At 72.3% G+C, this 13,947-nt stretch carries 13 protein-coding genes and 1 pseudogene; 7 read left to right on the top strand and 7 right to left on the bottom strand.

Annotation, left to right across the window (positions count from 1 at the left end; translation table 11 throughout):
- The 5 genes and pseudogenes from ACQKIP_RS23500 to ACQKIP_RS23520 all read right to left on the bottom strand — a co-directional run.
- A pseudogene (locus tag ACQKIP_RS23500) lies at positions 1-368 on the bottom strand (cytochrome P450); the annotation flags it as partial.
- Positions 365-979, bottom strand: a complete 615-nt coding sequence (locus ACQKIP_RS23505; RefSeq protein WP_365859673.1) for a GTP-binding protein — start codon at positions 977-979, stop codon at positions 365-367. The pseudogene ACQKIP_RS23500 and the gene ACQKIP_RS23505, both read right to left, overlap by 4 nt.
- On the bottom strand, positions 960-1,322 hold the full coding sequence (locus ACQKIP_RS23510; protein ID WP_365859672.1) for a DUF742 domain-containing protein: 363 nt from the start codon (positions 1,320-1,322) through the stop codon (positions 960-962). The genes ACQKIP_RS23505 and ACQKIP_RS23510 overlap by 20 nt, the downstream gene beginning before the upstream one ends.
- On the bottom strand, positions 1,319-1,738 hold the full coding sequence (locus tag ACQKIP_RS23515) for a roadblock/LC7 domain-containing protein (RefSeq protein WP_365859671.1): 420 nt from the start codon (positions 1,736-1,738) through the stop codon (positions 1,319-1,321). The genes ACQKIP_RS23510 and ACQKIP_RS23515 overlap by 4 nt, the downstream gene beginning before the upstream one ends.
- A 114-nt stretch (positions 1,739-1,852) precedes the next feature.
- A complete protein-coding gene (locus ACQKIP_RS23520; RefSeq protein WP_365859670.1) occupies positions 1,853-3,703 on the bottom strand; it encodes a sensor histidine kinase in 1,851 nt (616 codons plus the stop codon).
- A gap of 441 nt (positions 3,704-4,144) precedes the next feature.
- On the opposite strand from ACQKIP_RS23520, the gene ACQKIP_RS23525 reads away from it, so the two are divergent.
- A complete protein-coding gene (locus ACQKIP_RS23525; protein WP_365859669.1) occupies positions 4,145-4,528 on the top strand; it encodes a VOC family protein in 384 nt (127 codons plus the stop codon).
- Between the two features lie 28 nt (positions 4,529-4,556).
- Here ACQKIP_RS23525 and ACQKIP_RS23530 read toward each other — a convergent pair whose 3' ends face one another.
- Complete coding sequence (locus tag ACQKIP_RS23530; RefSeq protein WP_365859668.1) at positions 4,557-4,805, bottom strand: hypothetical protein; 249 nt, start codon at positions 4,803-4,805, stop codon at positions 4,557-4,559.
- A 172-nt stretch (positions 4,806-4,977) separates the two neighbouring features.
- Complete coding sequence (locus tag ACQKIP_RS23535; protein WP_365859667.1) at positions 4,978-5,499, bottom strand: GNAT family N-acetyltransferase; 522 nt, start codon at positions 5,497-5,499, stop codon at positions 4,978-4,980.
- A gap of 26 nt (positions 5,500-5,525) precedes the next feature.
- Between ACQKIP_RS23535 and ACQKIP_RS23540 the strand changes: the two genes are divergently transcribed.
- The 6 genes from ACQKIP_RS23540 (at position 5,526) to ACQKIP_RS23565 (ending at position 13,771) form a co-directional block, all read left to right on the top strand.
- Positions 5,526-6,056: a CGNR zinc finger domain-containing protein gene (locus tag ACQKIP_RS23540; RefSeq protein ID WP_365859666.1), complete on the top strand. Its 531-nt coding sequence runs from the start codon at positions 5,526-5,528 to the stop codon at positions 6,054-6,056.
- Between the two features lie 152 nt (positions 6,057-6,208).
- A complete protein-coding gene (locus ACQKIP_RS23545; protein WP_365859665.1) occupies positions 6,209-7,786 on the top strand; it encodes a phosphodiester glycosidase family protein in 1,578 nt (525 codons plus the stop codon).
- 142 nt (positions 7,787-7,928) lie between these two features.
- Positions 7,929-10,148, top strand: a complete 2,220-nt coding sequence (locus ACQKIP_RS23550) for an NADP-dependent isocitrate dehydrogenase (RefSeq protein ID WP_365859664.1) — start codon at positions 7,929-7,931, stop codon at positions 10,146-10,148.
- A 96-nt stretch (positions 10,149-10,244) separates the two neighbouring features.
- Positions 10,245-10,688, top strand: coding sequence for a GNAT family N-acetyltransferase (locus ACQKIP_RS23555; RefSeq protein WP_427743994.1), 444 nt, complete (start codon positions 10,245-10,247; stop codon positions 10,686-10,688).
- Positions 10,689-10,855: 167 nt separating this feature from the next.
- Entirely contained in the window at positions 10,856-12,034 is a 1,179-nt protein-coding gene (locus ACQKIP_RS23560) for an acyl-CoA dehydrogenase family protein (RefSeq protein ID WP_365859662.1), read from the top strand.
- A 24-nt stretch (positions 12,035-12,058) separates the two neighbouring features.
- Complete coding sequence (locus ACQKIP_RS23565; protein ID WP_365859661.1) at positions 12,059-13,771, top strand: PucR family transcriptional regulator; 1,713 nt, start codon at positions 12,059-12,061, stop codon at positions 13,769-13,771.
- Positions 13,772-13,947 lie beyond the last annotated feature (176 nt).

The raw sequence follows: 13,947 nt of genomic DNA on the forward strand, positions 1-13,947 counted from the left end.
CGCCGCTGGTGCTCCGCGCCCTCGGTGAACAGGACCGAGGGTTGGTAGCCGACGAACGGCATCAGCGGCCAGTCGGCGGGAATGTGCTCCCACTGGTTCCAGCGGCGCGAGTCACGGGCGAACAACTCGTCGTGTCCCGTCACGTAGCTGACCTCGGAGTAGCCGAGCACCAGCCATGCGGGCACGTCACCGTCCAGGAGGACCGGCGCCACCGCGCCGTGCTCCCTGCGCAGGCTGCGATAGAGCTGCGAGGGCGTCTGCTGGTACTCCAGACCGCCCAGGCGCACCGCGCCCGGAGCCCCGCCCGCGTGGGCCGGGCATCCCGGCGGAGGGCTCTGCTCGGAAGGGAATCCGGTCGGCTCGGTCACGGTGTCATCTCCTGGGCCATGGCCAGCGTGTAGAGGTGGTCCACGAGGGTGATCAGGACGTCCTTGCCCGACGACCTCACCCGTGCGTCGCAGTCGATCAGGGGCACGTGCTCTGGCAGCGCGAGCGCCTGGCGGATCTCCTCCAGGGAGTGGGCCGAGCCGTCGTCGTCGAACCGGTTGACGGCCACCACGAACGGCGTCCCGTGGTGTTCCAGACGGTCGATGGCGTACCAGGAGTCGTCCATCCGCCGCGTGTCGACCAGGACGACCGCGCCGAGCGTGCCGGAGAAGAGCCGGTCCCACAGGAACCAGAAGCGCTCCTGGCCGGGCGCGCCGAACAGATAGAGCACCACACGCTCGTTGAGGCTGATCCGGCCGAAGTCGAACGCCACCGTCGTGGTGGTCTTGGCGGCCACGTCGGACGTCTCGTCGACGCCTATGCCGGCCTGCGTCATCACCTCTTCGGTGTTCAGCGGCCGGATCTCGCTGACCGACCGGACCAGCGTGGTCTTGCCGACCCCGAAGCCGCCGACCACGACGATCTTCAGGCCGGTCTCGGCCGTGTCGGACAGGGGCGTACGGGAGGGCAGCTCAGATGTTGCGGAGCCCATGGAGCACCTCCTTGAGAAGGGCGGAATCAGGGATCGAGGCGGCCGAGTCGGCCGCGCGGGGATGGCGGGCGGTGATCCGGCCCATCGCGAGCAGGTCACCGAGCAGAATCCGCACCACCGTGATCGGCAGCTTCATCTCCGCGGCGATCTCCACCACGGCCGTCGGGTGCTTGCACAGTTCGAGGATCCGTACGTGCTCCGACTGCATCCCGGCAGTGGGCTCGCACTCGCTCACCACCAGCGTGACCAGGTCGAAAGCATCGTCGTCGGCCCGGCTGCGGCCACCGGTGACCGTGTAGAGCCGGTCCGGATCACCGATGTCCACCGGCCTGCGCGGCGTCACGAGGAGCCGCTTCCCTCGCCGTGAGCGCGCGGTTCGGCGCGCAGGTGCTCACCGATCTGCTCGACCAGTTCGGTCATCTGATGGCCCACCACACCCGGATCGGCGTTCTCCTCCGCCACGACCGCCAGATGCGCGCCCTGCCCCGCCTCCACGATGAAGAGCAGCCCGCCGTGGAATTCGGTCATCGAGTGCCGCACGCCGCCGGTGCCGTCGCCGAACTCCACCGACGCGCCCTGGGCCAGTGCCTGGATGCCGGAGCAGATCGCGGCCAGCTGGTCAGCCTGGTCGAGCGTCAGATGCTCGCTCCAGCACAGCTTCAGGCCGTCCCGCGAGAGGACCAGGGCGTGCCGCGTACCGGGGGTGCGCTGTAGGAGGCTCTGCAGGAGCCAGGTCAGGCTGTTGTCAGTGGTCTGCATGGTAGGCGGGGCGAGATGCGCCGGTTCTCCGGTCACCTGCCCGTCCCTCCAATCTCACGATCTTGAGCGGGGAAGGGGGCGCCAGAGCCCGGGCGCCGTGCGGGAGGCTGCGGTCTACTCGCCGGGCGGCGGCCCGGAGTCGGTGGGGAAATCGGGGGCGGCGGGGGAGCCGGGCACCTCGCCCGCGGCCCGCCGTCCGCGGTGGAAGGCGCCGAAACGGGAACCGGCGTCACGGGGCGGCAGCCCCGCGTCACCGGAGAGCGCTGCGGTCCCTGCCGCCGCGTCGGACGCCGCCCTGCGCTGCTGGCGCTCGCGCTCGGCCTCGGCCATGGTGCGGCCGGGGGCGCGCACGGGCAGGCCGTTGGTCGTTGCGGCGGCGGGACGGTCCTGCGACGGCTGCCGGGGAGCTGCGCCCGCGTTCCGGGACGGCAGCGCGGGGGCCGCGGGCGTCTGCGGTGCGGCGGGCTCCTCCGGGGCAGCGGGGTGCTCCCTGGCGGCGGGCTGTTCCGGCGCCGCCGCGGGCTGCGGGATCTCCGCTACGGGGGCTGCCGGGGTCTGCGCCGCCGGGGCCTGCGCGGGCTCGGCGCTCCGGGGGGCGGGGTGCTGCGGGGCGGGGTCGCGCTGCTGGGCCAGGAGCTGCGGGGGCAGGAGCACCACGACGCCGGTGCCGCCGCGCGACGAGGGGCGGAAGTTGACGCTCATGCCGTACTTGGCGGCCAGCCGCCCGACCACGGCGAGGCCCAGGCGGGTGCCCTGGAGCGAGGCCAGGTCGTTCACGTGCCCGGAGACCGACTCCTCCGCACGGCGCATCGCCGCGTCGGCCATCTTCAGGCCGCTGTCCTCGATCGTCACGACGATCCCGGCGCTGCGCTCCTCCACATAGACGTGCACCTCGTCGATGGGCGGGGAGAAATTCGCCGCGTTGTCCATGAGCTCGGCGAGCACGTGCATGACGCCCTCGGCGGCGAACCCGGCGATCGCCACGGTCGTCGAGCAGTGCAGCCGCACCCGCTGGTAGGCGGAGATCCGGCCCACCGCACCGCGCAGGATGCTCTCCATGACGATCGGCTTGTTCCACGCGCGGCTGGAGCGGCCGCCCATCAGCAGGGCCAGACGGTCCGTCATCAGGCCCAGCTGGGAGGTGCTGTGGTCCAGGCGGAGCAGGTCACCGAAGACCTCGGCGCCGTGCCGCTCCTGCATGTCCCGCAGGTCGGCGAGCATGCCCACCGACTTGGCCTGCACCCGGCTCAGCGCCTTGGCGGAGGCCGCCTGCGCGGCGGCCGCGCGCCGCTCGCTGTAGGCCAGCTCCCGTACGAACGATTCTGCGGGCACCCGCAGCAGGGGGTTGAGCGGCCAGTCGAGTCCGGCAAGGACCGTGTCCGCGGACGCGCCGTCGCGCAGCCGCTCGATCGCGGCGGGCAGCGTGACCGCCGTCAGCTGCTCCAATTCCTCGGCGGCCTGCGCGATCTGTCCCTGGGCCTGGTCGCGCCGGGACTCGACGACGGCGGCGTGCCGCACGGTCTCCTCCACCACGGACGCGAACTCCTGCACGACCTGACGCAGTTGCGGATCGGACGGCGGAGCCGTCTGCGCCAGGGTCTGGTTCGCGCTCGCCCCGTCGCGCAGCCGCTTCACGACCGTCGGCAGCGTCACGGTCACCAGATGCGCGGACTCGGCGCCCTGGCGTGCCAGCTGCGCCTTGAGGGAGGCGGCCTCGGCATGGTCCGCGGCGGCGGCCCCGCGGACCCGCTTGAGGACCTGCGCACCGGTCACGAGGGCGATCGCCAGACAGAGCCAGCCCGCCGCGACGGAACCCGCCGTCCAGACGCGGGCGTTGCCGGGCGCCGCGAAGCACGCGGCGGCGCCGGCCGCGGCGGTCACCACGAGCACGATCAGGGGTACGGCCGACGCGCGCTGCCGCGCCTTCGCTATTCGGTGCGGGCTGGGGGGAGCAGGCACGGGCATTCAGCGGTCCCTCGGTCCTTGGGTGCAGGTGAGCAACGAGCCGACCGACTACGCATCGGCCGCGGGTCCGGCGAGAACACCAAAGAGGACGGCGATCTTCCGGGCCACACATCGCGCCATGCTAGTCACCCCGCGGGGCTCCGCGGACGGAGAGGCAGAACAGTCCCCCTTGGAGAGGACTTCGTCGCGATCCCGTCCCGTCGAACATGGCTGCGTGGTAGTGAAGTTCGACTCTGTGCGGGTGATCATACGGCGGATTTCCCCGGAGTGGAGACGTCCGTTCAGGGCCGGGGGAGGGCACCGGCCGGCGAGGCGCATGCCCGGGGCAGGGCGGGGCACTCGGACACCCGCGAGGCGGCCGGACGAGATGTCCGCCGCCCCTTTCATCGACTGCATCAGGTGCAGCGACTTTATCGACGGAAGCGGACAGAAGAGGATCCCATGGCCATACAGAAGACCCCCGTGCTCGTCCTGGACTGTGCCCAGCCCGAAGACCTCGCGGAGTTCTACGCGGGCCTGCTCGGGGGCACCGCCCGCCTGAGCAAGGACCCCGACTATGTCGAGGTCTTCGACGGGGACGGCATCTGCCTGGCGGTCCACCGGGATTACGGTTACGCGCCTCCGAGCTGGCCCCGGCCGGAGGATTCGCAGCAGGCGCACCTGAGGATCCTGGTGGCCCGCGGCGACATGGACGAGGCCGAGCGCGAGGCCGTCGGCCTCGGCGCCCGGCCCGTGGACACCAAGGACAACTCCGGTCCCCACGACACCCGCACCTACAGCGATCCGGCGGGGCACTCGTTCACCCTGGCCGTGGCCGCCGACTGACCGGGGCCCCGCCCGGCCGGGGGCGCCTTCAGTCGGCGGGCTCGTCCGGCACCGGCTGGTCCGGGCGCACGCCGCCCGTGTGCGGTGCGCCGCGCCGGCCGGTGCCCGCCTCGTCCGTGTCCGGCACGTCGTCGTCGGCGTCCGGGGCGTTGCCGGTGGTGGCCGACTCGTCGTGCGGCTCCCAGTGGTCCTCTTCGTCCGACGCCTGCTGGTCGGGCAGGTCCCTCGGTACGGGCGTCTCGTCCTCGCCCCGCGTTTCGGGCAGCTCCTCGCTCACGGTGTTCCTCCAGTGCTTCGTCACGTCGTTCCGCGCGGTTCCACGGCGGCTTCCGGTGCGGTGCCCCGGCTACCCGTCGTCGTCGCGGCAACACCTCGTACGGGTTCACGGTGGACCGCGCACGCCGTGCGGGCCACACGAGCGGGGCCGGATGCCCGGCGGACCGGCGGCGTCACGGGCGCCAGTACAGGGCGGGGGCGGGGTGGTCGACGAAGCCGAGGTCGCGGTAGAGGGGTTCGCCCTCGTGCGAGGCGTACAGGTCCACGCGGGCCACCTCGCGCTCCCGGAACCAGTCGAGCAGGCCCCGCATGAGCGAGCGGCTGTGGCCGCGCCGCCGGTGCTCCGGGTCGGTGACCACGCCGATCACGAGCCCGACCCGGCCGTTGCCCAGGTGCGGGCCGGGCAGCCGCTGCTCGACCGAGCCGACGGCGCAGGCGGCAAGGCCCCGTGCGCCGTCGTCCACGACGAGGATCCGCATGCCCTCTGCGGCCGACTGCTCCTTCAGGACCACCGCCAGGGCATGCCGCCAGCCGGTGTCGCCCGATGCCGGGGCGAAGTACTCGCCGCCGAGGTTCTCGAACAGCAGTGCCCGCAGGCGTACGAGCTCCGCGACGTCGTCCTGCGTCGCCTGCCGTACGCGGGTGTGGTCGTCCCGCTCTGTGCGGATGCCGCGGTCTGCGGTGGGTCGAGTCATGACGGACAGCCTGATGTAATGGTCTTATGCACCTCAACCCTTACGGCGAGGAAGTCGTGAACCTGGCCGCCGACCTCGCCAACCGGCGTCCGGAGACCGCCGGGGAACTCGCGGACCGCTGCCGCGCCGCCGGGCTCGTGCTCGATCATCCGGTCGGGCCGGAGGACCTCGGCCGCACCCTGGAGGCACTGGACGCGTGGGAGAAAGTGGTCGACGCGGGCGGCGAGGAGGAGCGCGCCGGGCTGCTCAACGGGATGCTCGCGGCATCGGCCGGCCATCCGCGGCTGACCGACCACGCGGGCTCGGGCTGGCACCTGCACTACCGCGACGACCGGTTGCCGCTCGGCGCCCTGCTGGCCCAGCTGATCTCCGTGGGGACGGCGCTGTACCTGTCGGGGCGGGGCATGCACAGGCTCCGGCGGTGCGCCGTGACCGGATGCGCCACGATCTTCGCCGACACCTCCCGCACCGGGCGGCAGCGCTACTGCTCCGGGCGGTGCGCGAATCGCGACGCGGTACGCAGGCACCGCGCGCGCTCCGCCGGCGGCGGGGACTGAACCCGGTGCGCGCAAGGGCCGGCGTAATCGTTCGCTGATGCGGGGTCAGGGCCCTGTTTTCCGGCCCGACTTCTGGTATTCACTCCTGGGATCGATCTCCGTCCGCACGCTCGCGTTCGCTGCGGGTGTCCCTACGCGCCCCAGGAGTTCCCGTGGCCCTTGCCCGCCGTCCGTTCAGAGCCGCCGTGCGGGTGTCGGTGGTCGCCGCCGCCGCGACGGGGCTGCTCGCCCCCGGTGTCGTCGTCGACCGGTACGGGGACACCGCCGCCGCTGTGACGGCCGCCGCGCCGGAGCCGGTCGCCGACTGGCAGCACGACCGCCTCGCCTCCGGGGTCGATCTGTACCAGGGGGTCGTCTCGGGGCGCCCCGGTGCCGATCACTGGACGGTCACGGTGCGCGCCGGCGGTGCTCAGCTCGCCGCCCGGCAGGACGGCGAGGCGCTGGCCGGGCGGGTGCGCGGCGCCGGGTTCGCCCCGCGCGTCGAGCCGGTCTCATGGCCGCGGGGGTCCGACAGGACCGGGGTGATCGGGGTGCGGGTCCGGGTGGGGCAGTACGCCGCACGGACCGATGCCGACGCCGCACGGAAGGCCATCGCCGCGGCCGGGTTCGACGCGGTGAGCGAGTGGACCGGCGCCGATGGTGTGCCCGGCACCGGAACGGCCCGGGTCAAGGTGGCCGTCATCGACCCGAAGCGCTACCGCGGCGCACTGAAGGGCACGTACGGAAAGGGCGTGGCGGGGCGCGAGACGGTGAGCGGCATGGCCGCGGGCGGCGACGCGCTGCTCGCCGTCAACGCGGGCTTCTTCGTCATGGAGGGCAAGGACGGCGTGCCGGGTGCGGCGGCGGGCATCGCCGCCTACGACGGGGAGCTGCAGAGCGCGGCGACCGGCGGCCGGATCGCGGCGGTGCTGCGCGGCGACGGCCTGCGCCCGGAGTTCAGGAAGCTCGGCACGGATCTGAGGGTCGGCGCGGGCGGGGCGTCGGCGGTCGTGGACGGCATCAACCGCGTGCCCGGCCTGGTGCGCAACTGCGGCGGTGTCGGCGGCGACGCCCCGACCCAGCGCCCGCAGCACGACGTGACCTGCACCGACCCGGACGAGATCGTGAAGTTCACCGACGAGCTCGGCGCGGACACTCCCGCGGGCGACGGGGTGGAGGCGGTCCTCGACGCGGGCGGACGCGTCCAGGAGCTGCGCCCGCGCGGCGGCGCCGTGCCCGGCGGCGGCAGCGTCCTGGCGGGCATCGGCACCGGTGCCACCTGGCTGCGTACGCATGCGAAGCCGGGCGGCACGCTGAAACTGCGCGAGCGGATCCTGGACGAGCGGGGCCGGGAGCTGGAGCTCGGCCCGCAGGACGACATCGTCAACGGCGGCCCCGAGCTGGTGCGCGATGGCGAGATCGCGGTGAACTACGCCGCCGACGGCATCGAGCGCGCCGGTGACCGTTCCTTCGCGTACATCTGGGGCATCAAGCGCAATCCGCGCATGCTCCTGGGGGTCGACCGGCAGGGCCGCATGCTCCTGGTGGGCGCGGACGGGCGGCAGCCCGGCCACAGCGACGGCTTCGGCCTCAACGAAGGAGCGGAGCTGATGAAGTCGCTCGGGGCGGTGCGCGCCATGGCCCTGGACGGGGGCGGCTCCGTCACGATGGCGGTGCACGGCAAGGTGATCAACTCCCCGTCGGACGGTTCCGAGCGCGCGGTGGGAGACGCGCTGCTCCTGACGCGCTGACGTCGCTATACACACGGTCCGCCACGGAACGTCACGGGCGCTACGGTCTGTGACGTACGGAATCGGGGCCGCTTCGTGGCACAGGGCGATCACGAGATATCTTGATGTCGAGCAATGTTGCAGACGTGGAGCGGAGCACCCGGTGACTGACTCGACCATCATCTACACCCAGACCGACGAGGCCCCGGCCCTCGCGACGTATTCGTTCTTGCCGGTGGTCAGGGCCTACGCCTCGACGGCCGGGGTCGGCGTGGAGAGCCGTGACATCTCCCTGGCGGGGCGCATCATCGCGCTCTTCCCCGAGTTCCTCGAGGAGAGCCAGCGCATCGACGACGCCCTCGCCGAGCTCGGCGAGCTGGCCAAGACGCCCGGCGCCAACATCATCAAGCTGCCGAACATCTCGGCCTCGATCCCGCAGCTGAAGGCGGCCGTCGCCGAGCTCCAGTCGCAGGGCTACGCGCTGCCGAACTACCCGGACGACCCGAAGACCGACGCGGAGAAGGACATCCGCGCCCGTTACGACAAGGTCAAGGGCAGCGCCGTCAACCCGGTCCTGCGCGAGGGCAACTCCGACCGCCGCGCCCCCGCCTCGGTCAAGAACTACGCCAAGGCGCACCCGCACCGCATGGGCGCCTGGACCGGCGACTCGAAGACGAACGTCGCCACCATGGGCGTCGACGACTTCCGCTCCACGGAGAAGTCCGCCGTCGTCGCCGAGGCAGACACGCTGCGCATCGAGTTCACCGGCGAGGACGGCAGCACCACCGTGCTGCGCGAGTCCGTACCGGTCCTGGCGGGCGAGGTCGTCGACGCCTCCGTGCTGCGCGTCGGCCCGCTGCGCGAGTTCCTCACCGCGCAGATCGCCAAGGCCAAGGCCGACGGCGTGCTGTTCTCCGTGCACCTCAAGGCCACCATGATGAAGGTCTCCGACCCGATCATCTTCGGGCACGTCGTGCGCGCCTTCTTCCCGAAGACGTTCGCCGCGTACGGCGAGGCGCTCGCCGGTGCGGGCCTGACCCCGAACGACGGCCTCGGCGGGATCCTCAACGGCCTGGGCGCGCTGCCCGAGGGCGAGCAGATCAAGGCGTCCTTCGAGGCCGAGCTCGCCGAGGGCCCGGAGCTCGCGATGGTCGACTCCGACAAGGGCATCACCAACCTGCACGTGCCGTCCGACGTCATCGTCGACGCCTCGATGCCCGCGATGATCCGCACCTCCGGCCACATGTGGGGCCCGGACGGCGGCGAGCACGACACCCTCGCGGTCCTTCCCGACTCCAGCTACTCCGGCGTGTACCAGGTCGTCATCGACGACTGCCGCGCCAACGGCGCCTTCGACCCCTCGACGATGGGCTCCGTGCCCAACGTCGGCCTCATGGCGCAGAAGGCCGAGGAGTACGGCAGCCACGACAAGACCTTCGAGATCGCCGCGCCCGGCACGGTGCGCGCGCTCGACTCGGCGGGCAACGTCGTCCTGGAGCAGGCCGTCTCCGCCGGTGACATCTTCCGGATGTGCCAGACCAAGGACGAGCCGATCCGCGACTGGGTCAAGCTGGCCGTCAACCGCGCCCGCGCCACCGGCTCGCCGGCCGTCTTCTGGCTCGACGAGACCCGCGCGCACGACGCGCAGCTCATCGCGAAGGTCAAGGCGTACCTGCCCGAGCACGACACCGACGGGCTGCAGATCGAGATCATGTCGCCGGTGGACGCGACCGCGTTCTCCCTGGAGCGCATCCGCCGCGGCGAGGACACCATCTCGGTCACCGGCAACGTGCTGCGTGACTACCTCACGGACCTCTTCCCGATCCTGGAGCTGGGCACCAGCGCCAAGATGCTCTCGATCGTCCCGCTCATGAACGGCGGCGGCCTCTTCGAGACGGGCGCGGGCGGCTCCGCCCCCAAGCACGTCCAGCAGCTGGTCCGCGAGGACTACCTGCGCTGGGACAGCCTGGGCGAGTTCCTGGCCCTGGCCTCCAGCTTCGAGCACCTCGCGCAGACCACGGACAACGCGAGCGCCCAGGTCCTGGCGGACACCCTCGACCGCGCCACGGCGAGCTTCCTGGAGAACGACAAGTCGCCGACGCGTCGCCTCGGCGGCATCGACAACCGCGGCAGCCACTTCTACCTGGCCATGTACTGGGCCCAGGAGCTGGCCAAGCAGACCGCGGACGCCGAGCTCGCCAAGGAGTTCGCCCCGCTGGCCAAGACGCTGGTCGAGCAGGAGCAGACCATCGTCGACGAGCTGAACGCGGTCCAGGGCTCGCCCGCCGACATCGGCGGCTACTACCAGCCCGACGAGGCCAAGGCGGCGGCGGTCATGCGCCCGTCGGCCACCCTGAACAAGGCCCTGAGCCTCCTCGGCTGAGCAACACCCCGTCACCACAGGCCCGCCCCGACAGCCCCCGGCTGCCGGGGCGGACCCGCGTCCGGACCCGGCAGACAGCTCCGGCAGGATCAGCCCATGCCACCCTCGCCGATCACGCTCCCCTGGCCCACCGCCCTGACCACGGACCGCCTGGTCCTGCGCCCGATCGAGGCCGGTGACGTCCCCGCCATGGCGCGGCTCTGGACGGACCCGGACGTCCGCCGGCATCTGGGCGGTCCGGTCGATGAATCGACACTGCGCCTGCGCGAGCAGCACTGCGTCGGTGCGCGCGGTGCTTTCAGCGTGGTGCTGCGATCGGACGGGACGGTGATCGGCGGCGTGCAGGTCGCAGCGGATCCGCGTCGTGCGGGGCGGGTCGAGGTGTCGTACCAGCTGCTGCCCGAGCACTGGGGGGCCGGGTACGGGCGGGAGGCGGTGGCTGCCGCGGTCCGCTGGGCGCGGGAGGTGGTCACCCCCGGCGGTGCGGAGGTGGTTGCGGTCACGCAGGAGAGCAATGTGCCCTCGCGCCGGCTGCTCTAGTCGATCGGGATGGATCATTCGGAGACCTTCGTCGAGTGGGGAGCGGCTCAGGTGCTCTACGTCGCCGCTACCGCATGTGTCACCGCCATTCCCAATTACTGAAACGCGTTCTACTGTGTGCGCCGTCAAGCCCGAGCCGGGAGAGCCCAGCAAGAGCAGGAGGGGCCGTGCACCTCGAATACACGCCCGAGCAGCGGCAGTTGCGCACCGAGCTGCGCACGTACTTCGCCGAGCTGGTGCCCGACAACGCCTACGCGCGCTACGCCGACCCGGCCGCGCAGAAGCGGTTCTACCGGGAGACCATCCGCAGGCTCGGCGCCGACGGCTGGCTCGGCGTCGGCTGGCCCGAGGAGTACGGCGGACGCGGACTCTCGCCGATGGAGCAGTTCATCTTCTTCGACGAGGCCGCCCAGGCCGGCGTCCCGCTGCCCCTGATGGCCCTGAACACCGTCGGACCGACCCTCATGCAGTTCGGCACCGACGAGCAGAAGGCGTACTTCCTGCCCAAGATCCTCTCCGGTGAACTCGACTTCGCGATCGGCTACAGCGAGCCGGACGCGGGCACCGACCTCGCGGCGCTGAAGACGAAGGCGGTCAGGGAGGGCGACGAGTATGTCGTCAACGGCCAGAAGATCTGGACCACCAACGGCGACACCGCCGACTGGGTCTGGCTCGCCGTCCGCACCGACCCGGACGCCCCCGCCCACAAGGGCATCACCATGCTCCTGGTGCCGACGTCCGACCCCGGCTACTCCTGCACCATCATCAACACCCTCGCCTCGCACGACACCACCGCCAGCTACTACGAGAACATCCGCGTCCCGGTCGCACGCCGCGTCGGCGAGGAGAACAAGGGCTGGCGGCTCATCACCAACCAGCTCAACCACGAACGCGTCACCCTCGCCGCGCACGGCACCATGGCCATCCGCGCCTTCCACAACGTGCAGCGCTGGGCCGCCGACACCAAGCTCGCCGACGGCCGCCGCGTCATCGACCTGGGCTGGGTGCGCCAGCGCCTGGCCAAGACACACACCAAGCTGGACGCGATGAAGCTCCTCAACTGGCAGATGGTCAACGCCGTCCAGGAGGGCACCCTCACCCCCCAGGACGCCTCCGCCGTGAAGGTCTACGGCTCCGAGGCGCGCAGGGACGCGTACGCCTGGCTGATGGAAGTGGTCGGCTCGGCGGGCGTCCTCAAGGAAGGCTCCGCGGGCGCCGTCCTGCACGGCGAACTGGAACGCGGCTACCGCAGCGCCGTCATCTTCACCTTCGGCGGCGGCAACAACGAGATCCAGCGCGAGATCATCTCCTGGATCGGCCTGGGAATGCCCAGGGTGCGCCGCTGACCTGGAGCCCCTTACCCTGCGGGGATGGATCCGGCCGACAGCAGCGCAGCAGACAGTCCACGGACGGCGCTCGGCCGGATCGTCGCGGCGTTCGACGGTGCCGTCGTCCGCGCCGACCCGCGTGCGGCGGAGGTCAGGGGCGCCATCATCGCGGAACCGGGGGACACCCTCGCGGACGCCAGGGGCGCGCTGGTCCTGGCGATCGGGGCACGCGGCGCCGACGCGATCGCCGTCGTCGCCGCCGCGGGCAAGGCGGGCGCCGCCGCCGTGGCCGTGAAGTGCGCGGACAGCGAGGAAGGGCTGCCCGAACTCCTGCGCGCGGCGGGCGAGAAGGCGGGGGTCGCCGTCTGCACCGTCCCCGTCGCCACCCGCTGGCACGAGGTCGAGGCCGCGGTGCGCGGCGCGGGGGAGCGCGGCGCCGCGGGACCCGACACCCGAGGGGACCTTTACTCCCTCGCCCAGACCGTCGCCACCCTCACCCACGGCGTGGTCAGCATCGAGGACAGCGCACACCGCGTCATGGCCTACTCGGACTCGGGCGACGAGGCCGACGAGCTGCGCCGCCGGTCCATCCTCGGCCGCAACTGCCCCGAGCCCTACCTCGCCCTGCTCCGGCAGTGGGGCGTCTATGTCTACCGGCGGGTGCGCACCGACGAACTGGTCGAGGTCGAGGAGCGGCCGGAGATGGGCATCCGGCGGCGGCTCGTCATCGGCATCAACGCGGGCCCCCGCCCGCTCGGCACCATCTGGGTACAGGAGGGCGGGCGCCCGCTCGCCGAGCGCTCCGCCGAGGCCATGCGCGGCGCCGCCCGGCTCGCCGCCTCCCAACTGGTCGACCACTACTACCAGGGCGACTCGGCCGCCCGGCTGCCCTCAAGGGCCGACCTCGCCCACGGTCTGCTGACCGGCCGCTTCAACTCCGGGGCGGTCGCCGTCCACCTGGGGATCGCACCGTCCGCCGCGGCCCGCGTCGTCGCGGTCGACCTCCGCGAACCCCACGCCGACGACGGCGACACCAGCGGCGCGGACGTGCGCCGCGCCGAGGCGGCCGAGATCGTCTCCGTGCACGCCGCCGCGTACCGCACCAACGCCCTGGTCGCCCAGGCGTGCGGGCAGATCTACGCGATGCTGCCCGAATCACCGCGCCCCGATTCCGGCCGCACCGATTCCGCACGCCCGGACTCTGCCCGCCCCGAGGGCGGCGAGCCCGACGACGAACCGGTGCTGCGCTGGGCCGGCGACCTCGTGGCCGCACTGCGCCGCCACACGAGAACCCCCGCCCAGGCCGTCCTCGCGGGCACCGCGGCCCGGCTCGACGACATCCCGGCGGTCAAACTGCGCGGCCACCACGCCCTGCGCCTCCTGGCCCGCACACCCGACCGTGCCGTGGACACGCACAGCCGCCTCACCGCCCCGCTCATGGTGCGAGACCTGCTCGAACTCCTCGACAAACACCAGGAGATACGCCACCCGGCGGTAGCGGCCCTGGCCGCCAGGGACGCCGAGCACGGCACCGATCTGGCCCGCTCCCTGCTGCTGTACCTGGACGCCTTCGGCGATGTCGCCCGGGTGGCCCGGCAACTGAACGTGCACCCCAACACCCTGCGCTACCGGGTCCGCAGGGCCGCCGCCCTGACCGGCCTGGACCTCGACGACCCGGAGCACCGGCTGGCCGCCATGCTCCAACTGCGCCTGACCTGCACAAGCGTCGGCGGGAGCCCTTTCCCCGCCGCCTGAACGGGCCGCGGTGCTGGAGATGTCCGGGCGTTGTCCGTGCGGACAGGGAGCCGGGGTCGAACGCTGTCCGGACGGACAAGGAGAGGGGGCTCGGTGCGGGCTTACGTTCACAGCCCGTTCGCGTTCTGCGACGGCCAGCCTCTCCCACCTCCCGGAGCAGACCATGTCTACCCCTG

The organism is Streptomyces sp. NPDC059900, from assembly GCF_050270335.1.
Lineage (GTDB): Bacteria > Actinomycetota > Actinomycetes > Streptomycetales > Streptomycetaceae > Streptomyces.